17 protein-coding genes are annotated in these 20432 nt (G+C 57.4%); 9 read left to right on the top strand and 8 right to left on the bottom strand.

The genetic code is table 11. The features are described 5' to 3' along the window. Position 1: 1 nt before the first annotated feature. From AWB79_RS27250 to AWB79_RS27265, 4 genes are all read left to right on the top strand, one after another. Complete coding sequence (locus tag AWB79_RS27250) at positions 2–1480, top strand: N-acyl-D-amino-acid deacylase family protein (protein ID WP_061170556.1); 1479 nt, start codon at positions 2–4, stop codon at positions 1478–1480. Between the two features lie 232 nt (positions 1481–1712). Continuing rightward, positions 1713–3038, top strand: coding sequence for an MFS transporter (locus tag AWB79_RS27255; protein WP_061170557.1), 1326 nt, complete (start codon positions 1713–1715; stop codon positions 3036–3038). Positions 3039–3108: 70 nt separating this feature from the next. Beyond that, positions 3109–4848: a serine hydrolase gene (locus tag AWB79_RS27260; RefSeq protein ID WP_157695862.1), complete on the top strand. Its 1740-nt coding sequence runs from the start codon at positions 3109–3111 to the stop codon at positions 4846–4848. 40 nt (positions 4849–4888) lie between these two features. Beyond that, a complete protein-coding gene (locus tag AWB79_RS27265) occupies positions 4889–5362 on the top strand; it encodes a RidA family protein (protein WP_061170559.1) in 474 nt (157 codons plus the stop codon). Positions 5363–5455: 93 nt separating this feature from the next. Here the strand turns inward: AWB79_RS27265 and AWB79_RS27270 are convergent, their stop codons facing one another. Beyond that, on the bottom strand, positions 5456–6655 hold the full coding sequence (locus tag AWB79_RS27270; protein ID WP_157695863.1) for a serine hydrolase domain-containing protein: 1200 nt from the start codon (positions 6653–6655) through the stop codon (positions 5456–5458). Positions 6656–7002: 347 nt separating this feature from the next. Between AWB79_RS27270 and AWB79_RS27275 the strand changes: the two genes are divergently transcribed. Next, complete coding sequence (locus tag AWB79_RS27275; RefSeq protein ID WP_061170561.1) at positions 7003–7521, top strand: shikimate kinase; 519 nt, start codon at positions 7003–7005, stop codon at positions 7519–7521. A 419-nt stretch (positions 7522–7940) separates the two neighbouring features. Continuing rightward, positions 7941–8342, top strand: coding sequence for a hypothetical protein (locus AWB79_RS39715; RefSeq protein WP_157695864.1), 402 nt, complete (start codon positions 7941–7943; stop codon positions 8340–8342). Positions 8343–8703: 361 nt separating this feature from the next. Here the strand turns inward: AWB79_RS39715 and AWB79_RS27285 are convergent, their stop codons facing one another. The 4 genes from AWB79_RS27285 to AWB79_RS27300 form a co-directional block, all read right to left on the bottom strand. Further along, positions 8704–9213 (bottom strand): hypothetical protein, encoded by a 510-nt coding sequence (locus AWB79_RS27285; RefSeq protein WP_157695865.1) that lies wholly within the window; start codon positions 9211–9213, stop codon positions 8704–8706. 144 nt (positions 9214–9357) lie between these two features. Then, entirely contained in the window at positions 9358–10659 is a 1302-nt protein-coding gene (locus AWB79_RS27290; protein WP_061170564.1) for an NAD(P)/FAD-dependent oxidoreductase, read from the bottom strand. After that, positions 10656–11369 carry an HAD-IA family hydrolase gene (locus tag AWB79_RS27295; protein WP_061170565.1) on the bottom strand — a complete coding sequence of 238 codons (714 nt, stop codon included), beginning with the start codon at positions 11367–11369 and terminating at the stop codon, positions 10656–10658. The genes AWB79_RS27290 and AWB79_RS27295 overlap by 4 nt, the downstream gene beginning before the upstream one ends. Before the next feature lie 83 nt (positions 11370–11452). Next, entirely contained in the window at positions 11453–12829 is a 1377-nt protein-coding gene (locus tag AWB79_RS27300) for an MFS transporter (protein WP_061170589.1), read from the bottom strand. A gap of 268 nt (positions 12830–13097) precedes the next feature. Here AWB79_RS27300 and AWB79_RS27305 point away from each other — a divergent pair, with 268 nt between their 5' ends. Together AWB79_RS27305 and AWB79_RS39720 are read left to right on the top strand one after the other, a co-directional pair. Beyond that, complete coding sequence (locus tag AWB79_RS27305) at positions 13098–14102, top strand: LysR family transcriptional regulator (RefSeq protein ID WP_061170566.1); 1005 nt, start codon at positions 13098–13100, stop codon at positions 14100–14102. Between the two features lie 1107 nt (positions 14103–15209). Further along, the gene (locus tag AWB79_RS39720) at positions 15210–15731 is read left to right on the top strand and encodes a GNAT family N-acetyltransferase (RefSeq protein WP_198399108.1); all 522 of its coding nucleotides are present in this window, start codon (positions 15210–15212) and stop codon (positions 15729–15731) included. A gap of 554 nt (positions 15732–16285) precedes the next feature. Here AWB79_RS39720 and AWB79_RS27320 read toward each other — a convergent pair. The 3 genes from AWB79_RS27320 to AWB79_RS27330 form a co-directional block, all read right to left on the bottom strand. Further along, the gene (locus AWB79_RS27320; protein ID WP_061170590.1) at positions 16286–17086 is read right to left on the bottom strand and encodes an H-NS family nucleoid-associated regulatory protein; all 801 of its coding nucleotides are present in this window, start codon (positions 17084–17086) and stop codon (positions 16286–16288) included. A gap of 264 nt (positions 17087–17350) precedes the next feature. Next, positions 17351–17680, bottom strand: a complete 330-nt coding sequence (locus AWB79_RS38500) for a hypothetical protein (protein WP_074169436.1) — start codon at positions 17678–17680, stop codon at positions 17351–17353. A 242-nt stretch (positions 17681–17922) separates the two neighbouring features. Continuing rightward, the gene (locus AWB79_RS27330; RefSeq protein ID WP_061170570.1) at positions 17923–18864 is read right to left on the bottom strand and encodes a LysR family transcriptional regulator; all 942 of its coding nucleotides are present in this window, start codon (positions 18862–18864) and stop codon (positions 17923–17925) included. 130 nt (positions 18865–18994) lie between these two features. On the opposite strand from AWB79_RS27330, the gene AWB79_RS27335 reads away from it, so the two are divergent. After that, positions 18995–20377: a M20 family metallopeptidase gene (locus AWB79_RS27335; protein WP_061170571.1), complete on the top strand. Its 1383-nt coding sequence runs from the start codon at positions 18995–18997 to the stop codon at positions 20375–20377. Positions 20378–20432 lie beyond the last annotated feature (55 nt).

The raw sequence follows: 20432 nt of genomic DNA on the forward strand, positions 1-20432 counted from the left end.
CATGACTGACTTCACACATACCTTCGACTTCATCATCGCCGGCGGAACCGTCATTGACGGAACGCGCAAGCCACGATTCGACGCAGACATCGGTGTGAAGGACGGAAGAATCGCGGCGATTGGCAACCTTTCGTCGTCCTCGGCCGAAACTGTCTTTGACGCTAGGGGCAAGGTCGTCGCACCGGGTTTCATTGACTCTCACACTCACGACGACAGAATCGTCCTTACAGACCCGGACATGGCATGCAAAGTCTCGCAGGGTGTGACGACCGTCATTACTGGCAACTGCGGAATCAGCCTTGCTCCGGCCAGGAAAGACATGTCGGTGCCAATGCCTCTCAGCTTTTTGCATATAGGCGGCCGGTCGGACACCTACTGCTTCGAGACTTTCGTCGAATATCTGGATGCCATTCGTCGTGCGCCGGCAGCAGTGAATGTCGCGGCGCTCGTAGGGCACACTACGTTACGCGCTGTGGTCATGGATTCTTTCGACCACGAGGCGACCGCTACGGAAATCGACGCGATGCAGCAGCTCTTGGATGAGGCGCTGCAAGCAGGTGCTATCGGCGCGTCTACGGGGACGTTCTATCCTCCAGCGGCGAAGGCCTCAACGTCCGAAGTCGTCGAGGTATGTCGGCCCCTGACGAAAGCGAAGGCCGTGTATGCGACTCACATGCGAGACGAAGCCGATGAAAGCATCGCCGCCTTGAATGAGAGCTTCGAGATTGGCCGCCTATTGAACGTTCCAGTGGTTGTCTCGCACCACAAACTCAAAGGGGAGCGGAACTTTGGCAAGTCGGCGGCCACGCTTTCTCTGATTCACTCGGCAATGCAGTGTCAATGCGTTTCGCTCGACTGCTACCCGTACTCCGCAAGTTCCACAATGCTTCACTCGGACGAATCGAAGCTCGAGGGACGGGTATTGGTAGCAACAAGTGAAACCCATCCAGAGCAAGCGGGGCGGCTTATCGGCGATATCGCCAACGACTGGGGCCTAAGCCGCGCTGAGGCGGCGAAGCGAATGCAGCCCGGCAGTGCAATCTACTTCAATATGGATGAGGGAGATGTGCGCAGCATTCTCAGCTTCGCCGCGACCATGATTGGCTCCGATGGGCTGCCGGTCGGCGACAATCCCCACCCGCGCCTCTGGGGTACTTTCCCACGCGTCTTGGGTCACTACAGCCGGGAAGTCGGCCTATTTCCGCTTGAGACGGCCGTTTGGAAGATGAGCGGCCTAACCGCCCGGACCTTCGGGCTCGCAGACCGAGGCACTGTCGAGGTTGGCAAACACGCTGACCTCGTCATCTTCGATGCCGCTACTGTCCGCGACACCGCGACGTATGACGCTCCCACATCCCCGGCCGAGGGCATTGATGCGGTTTTCGTTAACGGGGCGCTCACGTGGAGCGACGGTGGACACACCGGCCAGCGCAACGGCAGCGTCATCGTCCGTCTGCCCAAGGATGCAGAAGCCGCCTAGGCGTCGTCGAGCTCCCCGCGATGCAGGACGGCGGCAGCACGTTCCCGAAATTGAACAGCAAATTATGGCGCACAATACCATGCAAATGGCGCGAAATACAGCGCTGGCGCCAATTTCGGCTGGCTACAGTGAAGTTGCTCAGTAAATAACCGCGCGAGGCCCAGGAGACAATCATCCGCCCAGCGGGTGAGCAGGAATTGGGTAAATTCGCGTATCGATTAAGGTGAAACCCATGTTGGAATCAGTTTCGAACGCATCTATTGTGGACCCCTCGGAGGGCCACCAAACGGACCAGCACTTAGCGTCAAAAATTAGGCCGAGCGCTATCGTAGCCGCCGTGGCAGGAAACGCGCTGGAAGTCTATGACTTCATCATCTACGCATTCTTTGCCGTCTACATCGGACGCGCCTTCTTCCCGTTACAGGGCGCTTACGGAAGCATGTTGGCCGCTACCGCGACCTTCGGTGTTGGGTTTATTGTCCGTCCGCTCGGTGCCATCCTCATCGGTTCCTTTGCGGACAGAGTTGGCCGTAAGCCCGCAATGATTCTTACGGTGATGCTGATTACCGTTGGTACGCTCGGCATCGCGGCCACGCCTAGTTACGAATCAATTGGAATCGCGGCTCCAATCATTGTTGTTCTTTGTCGACTGTTTCAAGGCTTCGCGCTGGGCGGCGAGATTGGGCCTGCGACTACGTTGTTGGTCGAGGCTGCGCCTGCTAATCGACGTGCGGCCTACTCGAGCTGGCAACTGGCGAGCCAAGGCATTGCGGTCGCGACCGGGGGCACCATCGGCGTGATTGTCGCCATGGTCCTGGAACCGAAGCAACTGGCAGCATGGGGATGGCGCATTCCGTTTCTCCTGAGTTTGTTGCTGGTTCCGATAGCCGTGTACATTCGCCGTCAACTGCCCGAAACACATGCGGAGAGCGGCGAGCGTACCACCGGAGAGGTCGTTGGTGGCGTTCTTCGTGAGCACGGGCGCGTCGTGTTTCTCTCGGTGCTGTTGATGATGGCGGTTGGCGTCGCTAGTCAGGTCGGCAATTATCTGGTCTCCTTTGCCATCCTCACGCTGAAGCTGCCCGCAGCGGTTGCGCAGTCCAGTTCCATCATAGGTGGCATCATGACTTTCGCGCCCGCACTGGCCGCGGGATTGTGGTGCGATGTGAAGGGACGCAAAGTAGTTCTCGTGCTGCCTCGTTTGTTGCTGGCTGTAAGCATTATTCCCTGCTTCATGTGGCTAGTTGCGTCCCCGTCGACCGCATCGTTCCTTATCGTCACTACTGTCATTGCGTCGCTTACCGCGATGACCGCAGTAGCGACCATCGTGACCGTTCCGGAGCTACTGCCGGCGAAGTACCGCAGCACCGGCCTTTCAATGGTGTACGCGCTCGGCGCAAGCCTTTTTGGGGGCGCGACGCAGTTCGTTGTTACCTGGTTGCTGAAACTGACCAATGACCCTCTGACACCGGCCTACGTTGTCGCAGTGACAACGGGAATCAGTCTGATTGCAGCATGGCTGCTCCCCGAAACGCGAGATGTTGACGTCTCCCAATAAGGCAAACGCTACGCTGGGCTCGCTGGGATAAGCCGCCGACGAGCCCGCGTGAAGGACGGCAGGAACACAAGTGAACATCAGCGCTTTAGATGCGGTGCAGAGGCTGGAAGGCTTCGACGAGGCCATGTCGGCAATCGTGCGTGAATGGAATGCCCCCGGACTAGGCGTCTCCATCGTGGCGGGCAATCTCCCACCCATCGTCAAGACGTACGGCTATCGGGACTTTGAAAGCAAAACGCCCATTGACTCGAAGACGCTCTTCCCGATAGCTTCCAATACCAAGCTCTTCGTCGCGATAGCTGCCGGGCTGCTGGTCGAAGAAGGGAAGCTCACTTACGATGGTCCGCTCCGAGACGCGGTGCCAACGCTTCGCCTGTTCTCTGACGACTTGACTCGGAGTGTGAGTCTTCGAGACCTTCTCGCGCACCGGACCGGCATCACCCGGCACGAGGCACTGGCGATGGGGTCGACTCTGAGCTTTCAGCAGATTTTTGAGCGGCTTCACCTCTTGAAACCCGTTACCGGGCTCCGCGAAAAGTTCATCTATAACAACGTGATGTATTTCGCAGTTGGGCACGTCATTGAGCTGTTGAGCGGCCAGACGTGGAACGACTTCGTACGAGAGCGAATTCTTGAGCCGTGTGGAATGGCTGATACGTCGTTCAGCCTGTCCGACTTGGTGGGCAATGAGAGACTTGCCGTTCCCTTCAATGAGCGCAGGGATAGTAGCGAACTTCACAGGCTCAATTGGGCATTGATGGATAAGCCGCTTCGACCATCGGGCGGAATGATTTCTACACTCGATGACATGTCGAGATGGGTCGCGACACTGTTGCACGACGGAAGGGTCGACGGCGTGCAGGTAATACCCGAGACAGTCATCCGAGAGACGTCACTAGCCGCGATGCCTCTCCCGAATGTGATGCCAGAGGCGTACGGCTGGTCCGAATCGCTTAACCCGGCTTATGGGCTGGGCAGACAGAGTGAGGTTTATCGCGGTCATCTAGTTCAAAGTCACGGAGGTGACGCCCGTGGTTTTCACTCGCAGGTATCGGTCATGCCAAGCGAGCAAATCGGCGTTTGTGTTTTCTCGATTGGGGACCACTGTACGACGCTGAGAGACGCGGTCTCTTATCAAGTCTACGAGCGTCTCTTGGGCCTGAACTTGACGCCGTGGAGTGCGCGTCTTCGCGAACTGGTGAAATCCGCGAAGCAGGCTGCCTCATACGCATACAAGTGTCGAGACAAAGATAAGGTGGAAGGGACACGTCCAACGCATCACATGGGCTGGTATGCCGGTGAGTTTCGGCACGAGGCGTACGGAAATATGAGCATTCAACTCCGAGAAGGCGGCCTGCGTCTGCAGTTTCGAGGAGGCGACTTGCCTCTGAAGCACTATCACTATGATGTCTTCGAAGCAAAGAGCGATGACCCAGAAGATGATGCCAGGTGGCTCATCAATTTCCATCTAGGCTCGCTTGAGCACGCTGAATCCTTCGATACACAAGTTGCCGAAAATGTCGCCCGTTTTGAGCTTGCAAGCCCCCCGGCGGAAGATGACCATTCAAATGCAGTTGGCCGTTACGAGTCGAGCGATGGTGTCGTTCTCGAGGTGACCAGCAGAGGTGATGGTTCGCTCTGGCTCAGCGCCCCGGGCCAAAGCGCGGCGAGGCTCACCCGGGTGGAACGGGGTCGGTTTGCGATAGATAAGTCGCCAGACTCGGCACTGAACTTGGTCGACGAAGGCGAAACGGGCTGCTACTTAGAATCGACTGTTGGCTCCGCCCGGTTCAGATATCGCAAGCAATAAAACGCCAATCTTTCCGAAGACACGAGATAAGGAAATTCAAGTGACCGACAGAAGTACCTTCGCAGACCGCCTCGCCGAACTGAGCTTGGAACTGCCGCCAGCAAGCGTTCCACGAGGAAGTTACCTGCCCGCAGTTCGTTCAGGAAACCACGTACAAATCGCGGGACAGGGCCCGCGATGGGGAAGCGAGCTTCGCTATTCGGGCAAAGTCGGTGATGAGGTGAGCATCGAGGACGGTCAGCGTGCCGCACAACTGTGCGCGCTCAACATCCTGAGCCATCTGTCCCGCATGCTCAATGGCGACATCAACCGCGTGGTCCAGGTCGTCCGCGTTGCTGGCATCATCCAGTGCTCTTCGTCCTTTACAGAGCACGCTGCCGTGATGAATGGCGCATCCGACTTGCTGTATGCGGTCTTGGGCGAGCGCGGCCTTCACGCGCGAATTGCCACCGGTTCGAATGCATTGCCCTCTGGCATGGCGGTAGAGGTCGAAGCGACTATCGAAGTCCGATAGCTCAGCGTCGCTATAACCTCTCCAAATGATTCTCGACCAGACGCTGAGGTGACGTTACCGATTCTCGGTGCGGCACCTCCTGTACGCGGCACGTTATGGTCGACGGTTGAGCGTCTTCGCGATAGCGGCATAACCGTTCTGCCACATCTTTTCTGCTTCCACATCTACTGCGACTGGCTGCGAAGACAGTCGCGCGACGACCATTTCCGCATCGGCGTCGACAAAAACGCACTGCCCGTGAATTCCAAAGCCAGCTACAGTTGTTCCGTTGGCGCTGTCGATAGCGTAAAACTGGCTTCTATAGTGTGCTTCCGGGAACATCTCTTTCAACTCGCCACGCGACCATGCATCGCGGTTCCCGTTCGACCGGATATCATCAATCCACCACCCAGGGACTACCTGATTTCCAGAGCTCATGCCACGACAACGAATCATCTCTCCAAATCGGCCGAGGTCGCGCAGTGTCATTGCCAATCCGCCGCCGGCTCGTGCAGAGCCGAACGGGTCGACAAGGACCGATGCACTTGCTTCGGTGCCGAGCGGACGCCAAATGTACGCTTCCAACAACGACGAGTATGGAAGTCCAGTCGCTCGTTCAAGTATCCAACCCAAGACTTCGGAGTTTGCCGTCACATAGTTGAAAGCGTCTCCATGCCGGCCGGTCCCGCGCCTTATCGTAGAGAGGACTCGCTTCAGGCCGATGACTTCGACATCGCGTCTCGCGGGCATACCCATCGCCGCGTGGAACATGGCGCCCTGACCGTTAGGGTCAGTGTATTCCTCGTGAAAATCGATGGACACGGTCATATCGAGCACGTGACGCACACTCGCGTCACCGAAACCTGAGCTTTCAAGCTCAGGCACGTATCGGGTGACGGGCGAATCTTGGTCCAGCATGCCGCGGTCGACGAGGATGCCGGCGATTGCTCCCGCGATAGATTTACTGATGGAGTGGACGCAGTGTTCCATATCCGGCCGAAGGAAGCCGTCGTACCACTCCATCGCGATGCGGCCGCCGTGTAAAACGAGGAAACCGTCGGTCGAAGTCGCTTTGAGCGCGTCTTCCAGTCTTGCCTGCTTCCCGTCGCTTCCCTCAAATTCGACCGATGCGAGGTTTGTGCTTCCGCGTGGCAGCGCGGCGGTCGTCGAACCGTTCCGAACAGGAGCCGTTGCAAACAACTGACGCATGTGGCAAAAGCTCCAGCGGTTGTACGGAGCTTTTTTCCAGTTCTCGACGGTGACTTGATTTTCTGGGCTAGGCGGGAAGCCCTTCATTAGATTCTGCAAATCCAATTCCACTTCTCCTTCGGCAATAGAACATGCTGCCCGTGAGCAACGTAGATGGCGTCGCGACAGGGCGGCGGAGTCATTGGACTAATCCTAAGGCGCGCAAAGTCAGCTCGTTGTTTGCAAAGTACGCCATTTTTATGACAATTAACGCCAGCCTTTTGCGGAGAGGCAGACACGCCTAGGACGAACCAGAGGGTGTTCCTGCGCCGTACAAACACCAGCGAGCAGATGGCCACGCTCGCGGGACGCTCCATGGTCCGACCATTCTGCGCAAGATTGCGAAGCCGCGAAGCCTGCTCCTTCGTCACGACGGTAGCCGTATGTGGAACCTTCACCCTCAACGGTGCACGATGACCAACCCTGAAACAGAGATTCAAGAACTCGATGAGCTGGAAGTTGCAGTTCGAGATATCAGAGCCGGCGTTGTCACGTTCGATGGCTGCACGGGTGTTGGAAAGACCACGCTCGCCATGACCATTTCCCAGCGGGTTGGCCTTCCGTTGGTGGACCTCGATGACTTCATCAACCCCAACGAAGGCCATTTCGTCGAAGCACTTCAGGCCGACCAGCTCAGCGCGAAAATGGCCAGTGAATTAGCGCGCAATGCCGTAGTGTTGGTTTCGGGTGTCTGCATGCGCGAGGTGCTCGCTCGAATTCGCTATCCGGCAACGCTCAGCGTTTATGTCTTACGCAAAACTCCCATGGGCTTACCTGGCGACTGGGATTGTTTCTATGTGGAAGAGGGCATCGAGGCTCAGCAGGACATGCTCGCGCTATATTCTGAGCTGGAGTTTGAGGTCTATGCATACCACCGTGGCCATCGTCCTCGGTCGAGCGCAGATATCATCTTTACTCGCATCGCAGACTGACGAGTCCAACGTGATGGTTCTCCTTTACCGTCTTCTGCTCGCGTGGCGTTCCGGCGTCGGCCCGAGATTGGTGGAGAAACGGTGGTCCGGCGCCCAATCAGCATTTAAGTCGCGCTCACTACTAAAACAAAAAGAGTTTCTTCCGAATAGGAAGACTTCGTTCTTAACCTAAAGAAAGAGCTTCTTTAGCGAGTTCGATGAGGTGCGAGCGCACGCGGCGAGAATCGATTCTCCACTGATGGCCAGTTGCACAATTCAGTCGTTTGGGTTGAAAGGCGGGGTTCCTGATGCCTGGCTCGCTCATGGCAGGACGCGCCTCGCGTGGGACAAATGCTTGCAGGTTGGAGCTCGGACGGCCGTGGTCACCCCATCTTCGGCAGGGACGGTCGGTTATCATTCTCATAAGCCAATAGGCTCCGATGCTCAAGTCGCTCGACATGCTTCCGTACAAGACTGATATCCAGCCACCATCCAACCCGGAAGATTTCGATGAGTGTTGCTGGGCGGTGCATTCGGAACCATCGCGTGTCACATCAGTGATGCGTGTCGCTCGGAGCGGCCAGGAGCAACGAGGCATCGACCTGCTGATTACTCGCGCTCAACGTAGCGTAGGCGCCCAGTGCGAGCGGAAAAAATTCAACAAGCTCACCCGAGCCATCATTGATAGCGAAGTAGCCAAAGCTGACGCCGGGACGGTTCACCTAGACGAGCTGGAAATCGCGACCACCGCGTTCAGTTGCGAATATGGTGCGTTATGTCGCCGGGCAACGAGCGAGCGAAGGCAAGTCCCAGGTAACGCTGGCGTTCTGGGAGGACATTGAGGCGATGATTAACGCCTCTCCTAAGCTACACTTTCGTTCGCGCCTGAAAAGCCTGGAGGCGCAATCCACGCGATGATGGCTCAGGTGGCAGCCTTGTCCGCGAAGTTCGACGCGCAATCTGCACAGATTTAGGGCATCGTGGGTGCCTCGGTACCCGACGCGCGACTCGATTCGCTGAACGAGGTGGTCGACGGCCAGCTCGATGTGGTGACACGCCTCATCGCCGAAGGCCAGCTTCGGGAGGGGCTCAGCCGCCTTTCCAAGACAGCCACCGGATTCAACGGATTTGATTTCCATCAGAAAGAGCGATGGCATTCGCAGCGCGCGCAATGCTCGTGGCACCTCGGAGACGGGGACGGCCTCAGAGGATTTTCGATGCGCCTTCGAACTCGACCCTAATGAGGGGAAAACTGCCGGAAACGCTGTACACGGACTGATGCTGCTCAACCGCTTCGAAGACGCCCTCGCGCTCGCCGACAAGCTCCGGGAACAGTTCCTGGCATCGTCCAGCGTCTTCACCGCATGGCTGAATGTCCGCCACCGATTGAGGCAGCCGGTTGAATGGGACGACGTTCCGATTGCTTTTCATAAGCACGCGGACGTGCATTACGTCTTCGGCTGGCTCGAGGTCTTGAACCAGCGTTACTAGAGCGCGTTCGAGCACGCGAGCAGAGCTGTCGAACTTGGTGAGAATATGTTTGCCGGTCGGTCGCTGATACTGCTGGCGCCCGTCGATTTGGCGACAACGGATACCGTGCTCGCCAGCGTAGGCGTGGTTGACGATGGGCTTCGCGACGAACTTCGACGTGCGACGGAGTATCGAACCGGTCGATGCTGTGCTCTGCGGACACCAAGATGCCGCGATGGTCAACGACACAGCTGCTTCTATTGGATATGGATACCTCCTGAGCGGGGCGGGCGGAACAGGCCGCGGACTTCATGCTTGAGGCAATCGCCGTTTCCTAAATGTCGAGTTATATGCAGGCGGCAATTCGGGGAGTTGCAGCGAACGTCGCTAACGCCCGATGGCGTCGAGAAAGGTGTACCAACTCGCCGCAAGCTTCGCTGCAGGCGTCGCGAGCGCATGCAGCGGTATCGTTTGCAGCCTGTCAGCTTGGGTCAGGGAGAGTTCCGGCAGTTCACCTATGGCCAATGCTGCGGCTGCCTGGCCCATCACGCTCGAAAGGGATACACCGGCGCCGTTGTACCCGAGGCAATAGACGGCCGCATCACCGTCGCGACCAATATGCGGAAGTTGATTCACGGTCATGCCCACATTGCCCGACCATTCGAATTCGATGCGCGCCGACACCAGTTGTGGAAAGGTTGACACCAAGGCACGGCGCAACGCAGCGAATTCATGGGCACTCTCCTTACCGAGTACGCCTCGTCCACCGAATAGCACTCGGCCGTCTGCCTTTCTGAACCACTTCATCATTCGTCTCGTCTCGTTGTAGGAACGATGGCCCTTTAGCAACGAGTCGAAGAGTATGGGCGGCAACTTTTCAGTTGCAATCGCCGCCGTTCTGAAGGGAATCATCAATTTCGCGTAGTGCGAAGTAGCCTCCGTCAAGTGACCGTAAGCGTCGGTGGCCACGATTACGCGTCTTGCCCGGACCACGCCGCCGGGAGCATGAAGTGTCGCTTCATTTTTTGTTCGCTCGATACGACTCACCGGCGTGTTTTCAAATATCGGCACGCCCCGCTCCTTAAGACCAGCGGCCAAACCTCGAGCATAGTTGAGCGGCAATACCGTACCGGCGTCCTTGCTCAGAACGCCACCGTAAAACACGCTCGAGCCAATTTCCGCTGTTACTTGGTCCCGGTCGAATACTTCCAGTGTATCGTCATCGAGCGTGTCACGAGTCCATTCGGCCTCGGCGACAAGCGCTCGCATAGCCGTTTGATTATGTGCACATCGTAGGCTGCCGGACCGGACGAAAGATGCTTCCGAGATGTTGAACTCGGATATCAGCGCTTCGACCGTGTCCACGCCTTCGTGCGCAATCCGGTGCATGGCTTTGGCGGTCGCAAGCCCATGTTGGGATGCCATCGCGCGGTATGACAGGCGAAACTTCGGAAGTACAGCGCCGCCGTTTCGCCCGCTTGCTCCCCATCCGACCGTATGCGCATCCAAGACTGCGACATCGATTCCGCGCTTTTGTAACGCGTATGCAGCGGCAAGCCCGGTGTAGCCCGCGCCCACCACCGCGACGTCGGTGCGGATGTCTCCGTCGAGCTGTCTTACCTCGTCACGTCGAGGCGGGGCGATAGCACGCCACAACGAGTCGATGTCCGGCGCTCCATTCCCCTTCATGACAGGTTCCGTCCCTCTGCTTCCACGGCGTCCGCCAACTGCGCCAACGATGCGAAATGGAAATCTGGAGTGGTGACACGTTCGGGCACGGGTGTCGCACCGAAGCCTTCGAGCCCTTGGCGCCGCTCAATCCAGCACACTGTATAACCGAGCTCTTTACCGATACCGATGTCGTGATACTGGCTCTGCGCGACGTGCAGGATGTCCGATTGCTTGTATCCGAGCGCTGACTGCCGGCCCAGATTGAAGAAGAAGAAGCGCGGGTCCGGCTTTGCCGTTCCAGCGTCGTCGCAGGTGACCGAATCGTCGAACGGCTTCTTGAGCGCATATTCGTAGGCCGAGAACGCCACGCGGTCCGTATTGGTCATCGCGACCAGTCGAAAATGCTTACGCAGGCGCTTGAGCGCGGAAATCGAATCAGCAAATGCGGGCCAGGAAAGCACATCATGCTGAAACTGTGTCGCGGTCCGGTCGTCGGCAGGCAACTCGAGTTCCTTGGCGAGATGCTTATACACGCCAGCCATGACCTCGGTTGCGCGCCCGACGTTCGGTACCCGACCGCGAAGGAAGGCGTCGAAGATTTGCTTGTCGCTCAGTCGGGCTGCAGCATCTCCGCCGAGGCGACGGACCGAGTTGAGCACGCCGGTTTCAAAGTCGATGATGGTGCCAACGACGTCGAACGTCAAAACCTTGAAGTCAGAAAATTTCATAGTGCACATCTCCGAAGGATGTTGATTGATATAAGGGTGGAAACAATCTCACGGGTGGCTGAAGCTGTCCTTCAGCATCTGCGTCAAGCCTCTTTTTCAATGGGCGCTGTTCCGATGTTGTGCTGAGCGCGCCCGGACTCGGAGAGCGTGAGTCCCTTGGTTTCTGGAGCCATGAAGTACGACACGACCAGCCCGACCGCTGAAATTGCGCCTGCAATTGCAAGCCCTCCGGAGCGACCGAGCGATTCCAGCGTCACAGGCATCAAGAACGTTGCAGCGGCGCTGCCCAGGCGGCTCAAGGACATGGCGAGCCCCATGCCAGTTGCTCTAATCTCCGTCGGGAATACTTCGTTCGGGTAGACGAACTGCAGAGCCGAGCCAGCTGCTTCAGCAAGCGTGAACGCGACGAAGCAGAGGATTGCAGCCCAGGCGATGTTGGATGCAGGGGTTGCGAGGAGAAAAAGAACCGCAGTCGACAGCACGTATGACCACAGGAGGAGGCTGCGCCGGCCGATGCGGTTGATGACAAGCATTCCAACGATGGTGCCCAAGACCGCGAACGAGATGATTACCAACGTCCCTTGAAGTGCCTGAGTAACGCCGAAGGTCTGCAGGAGCATGGGCTGGAACGTCTTAATCGCAAGTGAGGGGGCGATTTGACATGTCCAGAACACCCCGCAGAAGAGCAGCGGACGGCCATAGCCTTGTGCGAACAGTTCGCGAATGCTGGACAGTCCCAGTCCCCGGCGTTTGGTGGCTAACGGTGTTTCGCGCTTGAGGCTATCGAAGTCGCAGTTTTCGCCCAGATACTTCATGACAACGGCGCGAGCCTCTTCAACCTTCCCAACTGAGAGAAGCCATCGAGGAGATTCAGGAACGTTGAAGCGCAGAACGAGAAAGATTGCCGACGGAATCGCGGAGCTCGCGAGAATGATGTGCCAGACGCTCGAGTCATTCGCGGGCACGAAGAAGCCAACAGCTAGGCTTACGGTGAAGCCAATCCAGAAGCAAACCATCAAACTCGAAAGAATGGGACCCCGCAGCTTCTTCGGAAGGAACTCGCATGCCAACGCAGTAGCAATCGGATAGTCGGCGCCGAGCGCAACTCCCATAATCAGTCGCACGATGAACAGCGACGTGAAGTCCTTCGTCAAGAAGAATGCTAATGAACCAAGCAGGAACGTCAGCAGATTCAAAACGTAGAGCGACTGCCGGCCAAATTTATCCGTCATCGGGCCGAAGACGATGCCGCCGATGAACATCCCAATCAAGCTCGCCGAGCCGAGCAAGCCTACTTGGACACTGCTCAAGACTAGGTTCTTCGCAATGAACGGAAGCGCAACCACGATGATGCCGAACAGGTAGCCATCACAGAATGGCCCGCCCGCTGCCAAGAATGCAATGCGTCTGTGGAAAGAGTTCGTGGGTAGGTCGTCAAACTTTATCTTTCTGTGTATCACGTCGTACTCCTGATGGATATGCGTTTCCAACGTTCATGCGAAGTGGCTCTTCCAAACAGGGAATTGCCTTCCGGGATTGCGTTGAACGACCGTGCTGAAACTTTAACGTGCGACGGTGAAGCCGACGGCTTCCGTAGTTACATTAGGTTATACCCGTAGTGTCGGTGGTCTTGGACTGCAAGGCCGCTGCACCGCCAATGTGCCAATCCTAGTGGCGATTTTTTTTGGTCACAATTGCCAAATACTTAGACCGGTATAAACTCAAGTTATGTTGTCTCTACTCAGAAAGCTCCCGAGCGCTCATGCGCTGTTCGTCTTCGAGGCGGCCGCCCGTTGTGGAAATTTCACGCGCGCGGCGCAGGACCTTTACGTCAGCCAACCGGCGGTGAGCCGGATGTTGTCGAAGATGGAGGAGCGCCTTGGAGTGCGCCTGTTTGAGCGGCTCAACAGCGGAATGGAGCTCACGGAATACGGGCGAATTCTGTTCGCAGGTGTCACGGACGGACTCGGTCGGATTGACCGCGCCATAGAGGAAATCGAGGCGAAGAAGACCGGTGCAGAGACTGTGACCCTGTCCGTGTCCACAGCGTTCGCCACCCACTGGCTCATGCCGCGGATGCATCAGCTAACCAAGGCTTTTCCTCACGTCGAGCTTCGATTTCAGTTGATTCCGGCAATGCTCAACGGCCCGCTGGGGGATGTCGACATTGGGATTCGCTACTACCGAGACGACCAGTTCGGCGCGGGCGTCCATGTGGTGGCTCCGGAGATTCTCGTGCCAATCTGCAGTCGAAGTTACGAGAACCGCGGTGACGCCAATGGGGAAAAGGAAGTCCACGGCGACACGCTCATCGACCTCGACGCGAATGAACGCGAATGGCACCAGCCTTTCCTCTCGCGGCGGAGGTGGACTGAGGAGGCGTGCGCAAACCTGAGCTTTTCGGACTATTCGGTCGTCGTCCAGGCCGCGATTTCTGGGCAGGGCGTAGCGCTTGGATGGCTCGCGTCGGTTTCCTACTGGCTCGCAAACGGAGTGCTGGTACCTGCGGAGAAAATCGCCGCGACAACGGAACGGTTTTTTTGCCTCGTTTCCCGACAGGATTCGCTACGCCCAGTGATTTCTCAGATAGTCGACTGGCTCGAGCGTGAAATGCTGTCGGACATGGAGCAGATTGACGAGCTCTATCCGCAACTGGCAATCGGGACAGCGCTTCGCTCGCTCACTGACAGCCAGCGCGTTGCTGGCACCGAATGGTGGCCGCGCGAGAAATGATGGCCGTCGCATCGAGCAGCCGTCTGCACGCGCTTCAAGAGCTTATCCCGGTGGTCCTTCATAAACATAATGAATGTTCGACCCATTCTCGATAGCGGGCGATGACTTAGGTAGACGAGCCCGACGCGAAAATCCAAGGACGGTTCCATCAATGCGGTGTGACTCGGTCTTTCTGGTCGTCGATGCTGAACGGGTCAGCGAATCCCAGCCCTAATTCCGAGCCTACCAGCTTGCACACGGCAGACAAATACGACGTCTCGAGATTGGTCTCCCTGCTAATCTCGTGCTCACCAAAGAGTTGGTCGATGAGATGTCGGGCAGAGTTGGTACGCGGCACAGGTACGAATGGCAGACCTTCCGGTGAGCAGGCACAGCCATCTGTAACCTTCGGCTCGCTCGGCCGGTTACTAAATGGGAGGTCGGCGGGGCACTGAAGCGCAGTATGACGGTTGCATTAGGTCCCAGTCTCTATCGGGAGCACTGTCACTGTGACGGCGAGAAGGGAAAGCCGCAACAAGAGCTTGTCACAGGCGACTAAGCCGTTTCTGTACGACGAACCGCGTCGGAACGGGCTCGACGCTTGCCGCCTAGTATCTTGACGGTGCTCGGTACGGCTGGCGGAGGGTATTCCGGGAATATGTCCTCGTCCGAGCTTAATGGCCCTGCCGGCGGCGTCTCAGGATGATGGGTGCGTCTTCTCGAAAAGTCGTTTCGTCCTATAGCTCCCCGGTTGATTCGTGTATTTTGTGAAGACGCAACCACGGGCGAACTGCTATGTCGCGCGCACTTTCCTACCGAACTGGTCGTGCCAACGACTTGGAGCAAGCTTACGGATTGTCGTCCAGTCTAGGCTGGCCGCACCGCCCGGAGGAGTGGCGCTTCGCAGCCAACACCGGCCAAATTGTCGTCGCAGAGGACGGTACCGCTATCGTAGGTACCGCGGTCTTTTGGAAGTTCGGCGCGGGTAGCGCGACCGTCGGGCTAGTGATGTCATCGCCACAGTACGCACAGTGTGATGTGGAGCGCGTCCTGATGGACCGCATCTCTGAGGAGACCGGGGAACGGAGCGTCGTTTTGAACGCGCCCACCGATAGAGTGGAAGCGTACATGCAGCAGGAGTTCGTGCTTACTGGCTCGGTCGAACAGTTTCAGGGAGCCGTGCATCGGGCCTCAGAGGTGTTTCCGGTTGCGGGAGAGAGGCTGCGCCCGCTCTGCAAAAGCGATTTGCCGCGACTGATTGAACTCGCTTCGCGGGGCAGCGGATTTGACCGTGACGGTCTTTTGCCGTTGTTGTTAGATAGCTCTTCAGGAATCGGCCTTGAACGTAATGGCGCTCTGATGGGCTTCGCACTTTTTCGACGGTTTGGACGAGGGTATGCAATCGGCCCGGTAATCACACCGGTGGTTCGAAGTGTGGATAACGGAGAATGTCTCGTACGTTATCTCCTCCGCAGATTTGAAGGTGTTCTCTTGCGCATCGACCTCCCTAGCGGGAGCGCTCTGGGCGCACAGCTTCTTAAGTTAGGCCTACAGCATGTCGATACGGTACACACAATGGTAAAGAACCGCGCTCCGCGCTCCGATGGACACTTCCAACAAGTCGCCTTGATAAGCCACTCGCTTTGCTAACGCGGCAAGTGTCGCACAACATTATAGGGCCGCTCTTAGGAATCAACCGGTCGAGTCAATATCTTCGCGGGTCCGTCCGAAGGAAACTTTGCTCGGGTGGCGACTGGCATCGAGCGCTGCCAGCGGATGCAAAAGGCATTGGAGTCGCACTGCACCATCAAGCATCTTCGCAACAGGAAAGGATGCCCACAACGGAACTCGTCCGTTCAAGGGTTCCGTTGCGGAAATTGGCAAATGGCTTTCTGCGTTGGAGACCAAATCGTCTCGCATGCATCTGCCGAAAGCCCCAACAGCGTTGGAAACCCGCCACTTCTTCGCTCGCATTCGCGATGGTGCGACAGCAACTGGCGTGAGACTGCGAGAAGGCGGACAGAAGCGTTAGGAACCGATGAAGTCGGTGGCCCGAACCCGGTGTCGCTGAGCCGACGGGCGTGCTAGCCCCTTCTCTTCAAAGAACTGCTCGCGCCAAGTCGCCCACGATACCTTGCCGCTTCGAACAAGCCCGGTCATCTGTTGGCAGCCTTGACGACTCTCGCGGACTGTCGCCGGAAGCCTTACGCCAATGCCATCGTCGCTGTTTCAGGCGTCAACACGGTCGTCGCCGTGGCTTTGCGCGAAGTCGGTTTGCGAGCAGAAGTATTTCTTGCAGCGGCGCTCGCCTTTGCTGAGCTCTTCGTATCCACTTTCCTGGTGCCCGCTGACTTCTTAGATGCCGCCTTCTTGGCCCCAACCTTCTTGCCCACAGCACCGACTTTCCGTGCAGCTTTCGACGTGCTCGACTTGAAAGTGGTCAACGCGTCCGATGCGGCGGCAGAAGTTTGCTCAATCAGAAACTTGGTCCGGTCCTTGGCGGAGGCAAGCCACTTGGGAGCAGGGCCGCGGCCACTCCACGTTGCACCGGACTTGGGGTCTCGATACTTTGCAGGCAGCGCCCCCTTTGATTGCACCTTGCGAGCCGGAGTCTTTCCGCTGGACGCAGCGACCGTCCTTGTTGGAGACGCGACATCGGTGCCATCGATGAGAAACTTCGTTCGGTCTTTCACGTCTTTAATCCAGGCCGGTGGCCGAGCATGTCCGCTCCATGTCTCACCGGTTTTCGGATTCTGATACTTTGCTGGCAATCTGCCCTTGCTTGAGCTCGACGCGTTGACGCCTCGACTGACGGCAGTGCGACCGCTTGCCTTTGCGTCTCTCTTCGCTTTCGCCTTGGCTTCAATGTCTGCAGTGGTAAGCCCGTGCTTGAGCATCAATTCGCGTATTTGGTCCACTGCCGCTTGCGCTTGCTTAGCAAGGATGGTCTCGGCTTGCGCTTGTAGCTTCTTCATCCGAGCCTGAATGTTCTCGAGGGTGCTCATGGTCGCCTCCTTGGGGGTAACTTGGCGAACTATGACATAACCCTCATCAGAATAGTGCGAGAAGAGGCTTTTCCGAAACGAAAACTCAATGAGGTTATTCCCGAATTCGCGCGGGAGGATGTCTGCCAGAGGTGAACGGTCAAGAAAGCGACGACGATGGGGGTAACAAAACTCGGCCAACGTAAATCGCAAAGGGGTGGAGAAGGCGGACCCGAATCAGCACGCACCCAACGGCCATCGGACCCGCCTTCTTCGGCTCAAGATTTATTTGCCGGCATCAGCTTCGCACTTTTTCATGAACGATGTTTTGGCAGCACCGGCGAGGGGCTTACCGTCTTTGCCCACAGCTTTGCTCTCGCATGCGGTTGTGACATTGGCCTTATTGCCGCTTTGGCATTTCTTGATGAATGAAGTTTTTGCTGCGCCGGCGAGCGGCTTGCCGTTCTTGTCGATTGCTTGGGACTCACAGCTCGACGTTGCTGCCGCAGCCGGCGCGGCTTTGGCGGCAGACGCCGCAGCTGGAGCAGACGTTTGGGCGCACGCGATACCGACCGAGAAGAATGCTGCCAAAGCGACTGCAAAAATCTTGTTCATATCTATTCTCCGGGAGAGATAAGGCCGAGCGCCTTGCCTCATTAACGTCCGGAATGGTGCGGCGTTGACGTTAGCCGACGGGAATCGATGGTGCAGTGCGATATCGACTGCGCAATCGCTGATTCACTTATCGACCCAGCGACGCGCTCGTTTCAAGGGAAAGGGTTGCTCGAATAGGACCCGAAACGGAGCGAACTGCCGACAGGTAAGGCGCCTACTCGTTGGACTGCGATGGGTACTCATCATGCCATCGTTTTCTTCCGGCTACGCGTCAGCGTGCTGACCAGCTTCTTTTGAACTTTCACATGCTCGCAGAAGTCTGCCAACAACGGTGGAAGGACCCGCCCTGACATTGTCTGAATCTGAAATTCGCGGCGCCCGAGAACGTCATCTTTCAACGGAATAGCGAGGAAGCCGTCCTCCTCATATCGACCCGAGACTGACACGATTGCCGTGAACATCAAGGCTCCCGTCTTCTTCGCGAACGCGTACATCGCATAGCTGTTGTTGCTCTCGAGCACTGGGTCTAAGTCTACACCCGCTAGTTCGGCTGCAATTTCAACCAGCTCACGAAGTGTGGTCCCCTGTTCAGGAAGGAGGAAGTGCCTGCCGGCCAGGTCCGCCATTGATAAGTGACGACGGCTCGCAAGAGGGTCGTCTTGACGCATGAGGACGTAGATGGATGCAGGCTCGCTGTGCTCTATGTGGACTCCAGAAATGGGCCGCAGGCTGAAGGAAAGCGCCACGTCGGACTCACCGTCCCGGACTCGTTGGGCCACGACGCTTGGCGAGCCGACGTAAAGTTGAAACTTCACTTTCGGGTGTCCATCTAGGAAGCTAGCGATTGCTGCGGGTAAGAAGCTGTATGCAAAGCCTTGCGTGCAGGCGACTCTAACGGTGCCTGTCCGCTCAAGGTCCAATCCGCGTAGTTCGTTGGCGATGTGTTCGCCGTCTAGCATGCTTCGAGTCGCATACGCCATCAGCTTCCGACCGCCTTCGGTCAATACCATTCCTCGGGGAAGCCGGTCGAACAGCTGACAGCCCAACTCCTCTTCCAGTTTCGCCACCTGACGACTGATAGCCGAGGTCGCAACGTGTAGAGCGACCGATGCGTCAGACAGCGAGCCGGTGCGAGCGACTTCAACGAAGTACCGGAGTCCGATTCCGTGCAACGAGGTTTTCATGAGCTTTGCCTTTTTGGCAATCGGTCGTTATTTTGATTCTAATTGTTGCCTAGATGAATGCTTCCTAAACTGGCTCAAAACGTTGTCATCTCGATGAGCAGCGTTCCCGTGACAGATTGGAGACTTCATTTTGAGCCGGTCAGAAGCCATTGCACAAGCCCGTCAGCACTTCGATTCCGGCGAGTTCTTCGCCGACCTAGCTCGCCGAGTTGCTTACGAATCCGAGAGTCAGGAGCTTGAGAAGCGCCCGTGCCTTACGGCATATCTCGAAGATGACATGCGGCCAGCGCTCGAAAAGATGGGGTTCGATGTGACCCTGCTTCCGAATCCCGTGGAGAGCGGGGGGCCGTTCCTAGTTGCAGAGCGCATCGAATCATCGGACCTTCCTTCGGTCTTGATATACGGACATGGCGACGTCGTCCGGGGGATGGCCGACCGTTGGAAGGACGGGTTGAATCCCTGGGAGTTGACCGAGGTCGGGGACCGTTGGTATGGACGTGGTACGGCCGACAATAAAGGTCAGCACTCCATCAACATCGCAGCACTACAGTGCGTGCATTCCGCTCGCAGCGGAAAACTCGGATTCAACGTCAAGATTCTCATTGAGACAGGGGAGGAGTGTGGGTCGCCAGGGCTCGACGAGTTCTGTCGCCTGCAAGCGCAGCGGTTGGCCGCTGACCTGCTAATTGCATCTGATGGCCCGCGCCTTTCGGCAGCTCGACCGACGGTCTTCTTCGGCTCTCGTGGGATAGTGAGCATTCGACTCGAGGCAGATTTGCGAGAAGGCGCCCATCACTCTGGCAATTGGGGTGGCCTTCTGCGCAATCCAGCCACGACCCTTGTTGGTGCTATAGGCGAACTGGTCAACGGGCGAGGAGAAATCTTGCTCGATTGCATGAAGCCGCGTTCTCTGCCGGCATCTGTCAAGGCGGCCCTCTCTGACATCGAGGTTGGCGGCGGACCTGGCGACCCCGAGGTCGATGTTGACTGGGGGGAGCGAGGACTTACTCCAACCGAGCGCCTCTTCGGCTGGAACACTTTCGAGGTCCTCGCGATTCGGTCCGCCGACGTCGACAAGCCAATTGGAGCGATTCCATCGACTGCGGTGGCTCACTGCCAATTGCGCTACGTGGTCGACACGCCTGTTGAGGAAATCGAGGAAGGCATTCGCCGCCATCTGGATGAGGCCGGTTATTCAATGGTTCAGGTATCCGTCAAAGTCGGCAGCCTCGCGACGCGACTTGACCCGGATTCACCATGGGCGCAGTGGGCTGTGAGGTCTCTCGAGGAGACCGCACAGAGGAAAGTTGCCGTCCTTCCGAACCTTGGCGGCACGCTTCCGAATAGCGTCTTCGCCCGGACACTTTCACTTCCAACAGTCTGGGTCCCTCACTCATACCCAGCGTGTTCTCAGCACGCTCCGAACGAGCATCTTCTTGCGTCCGTCGCGCGCGAGGGGCTGCAACTGATGGCGGGACTGTTTTGGGACTTAGGCGAATCAAGTCCGAAGTAATACCTGGTCGCAGAAACGACCAAACCATCAACAATTCGAACTATATCTGGAGACA

Source organism: Caballeronia hypogeia (assembly GCF_001544875.2).
Taxonomy (GTDB): domain Bacteria; phylum Pseudomonadota; class Gammaproteobacteria; order Burkholderiales; family Burkholderiaceae; genus Caballeronia; species Caballeronia hypogeia.

Excerpts from the sequence above, each read along its gene's own strand:
- AWB79_RS27275 (WP_061170561.1), top strand. The coding sequence starts at position 7,003 with ATGACCAACCCTGAAACAGAGATTCAAGAACTCGATGAGCTGGAAGTT.
- AWB79_RS27255 (WP_061170557.1), top strand. The coding sequence starts at position 1,713 with ATGTTGGAATCAGTTTCGAACGCATCTATTGTGGACCCCTCGGAGGGC.
- AWB79_RS38500 (WP_074169436.1), bottom strand. The coding sequence starts at position 17,680 with ATGAACAAGATTTTTGCAGTCGCTTTGGCAGCATTCTTCTCGGTCGGT.
- AWB79_RS27320 (WP_061170590.1), bottom strand. The coding sequence starts at position 17,086 with ATGAGCACCCTCGAGAACATTCAGGCTCGGATGAAGAAGCTACAAGCG.
- AWB79_RS39720 (WP_198399108.1), top strand. The coding sequence starts at position 15,210 with ATGCAGCAGGAGTTCGTGCTTACTGGCTCGGTCGAACAGTTTCAGGGA.
- AWB79_RS27295 (WP_061170565.1), bottom strand. The coding sequence starts at position 11,369 with ATGAAATTTTCTGACTTCAAGGTTTTGACGTTCGACGTCGTTGGCACC.
- AWB79_RS39715 (WP_157695864.1), top strand. The coding sequence starts at position 7,941 with ATGCTCAAGTCGCTCGACATGCTTCCGTACAAGACTGATATCCAGCCA.
- AWB79_RS27330 (WP_061170570.1), bottom strand. The coding sequence starts at position 18,864 with ATGAAAACCTCGTTGCACGGAATCGGACTCCGGTACTTCGTTGAAGTC.
- AWB79_RS27290 (WP_061170564.1), bottom strand. The coding sequence starts at position 10,659 with ATGAAGGGGAATGGAGCGCCGGACATCGACTCGTTGTGGCGTGCTATC.
- AWB79_RS27305 (WP_061170566.1), top strand. The coding sequence starts at position 13,098 with ATGTTGTCTCTACTCAGAAAGCTCCCGAGCGCTCATGCGCTGTTCGTC.
- AWB79_RS27250 (WP_061170556.1), top strand. The coding sequence starts at position 2 with ATGACTGACTTCACACATACCTTCGACTTCATCATCGCCGGCGGAACC.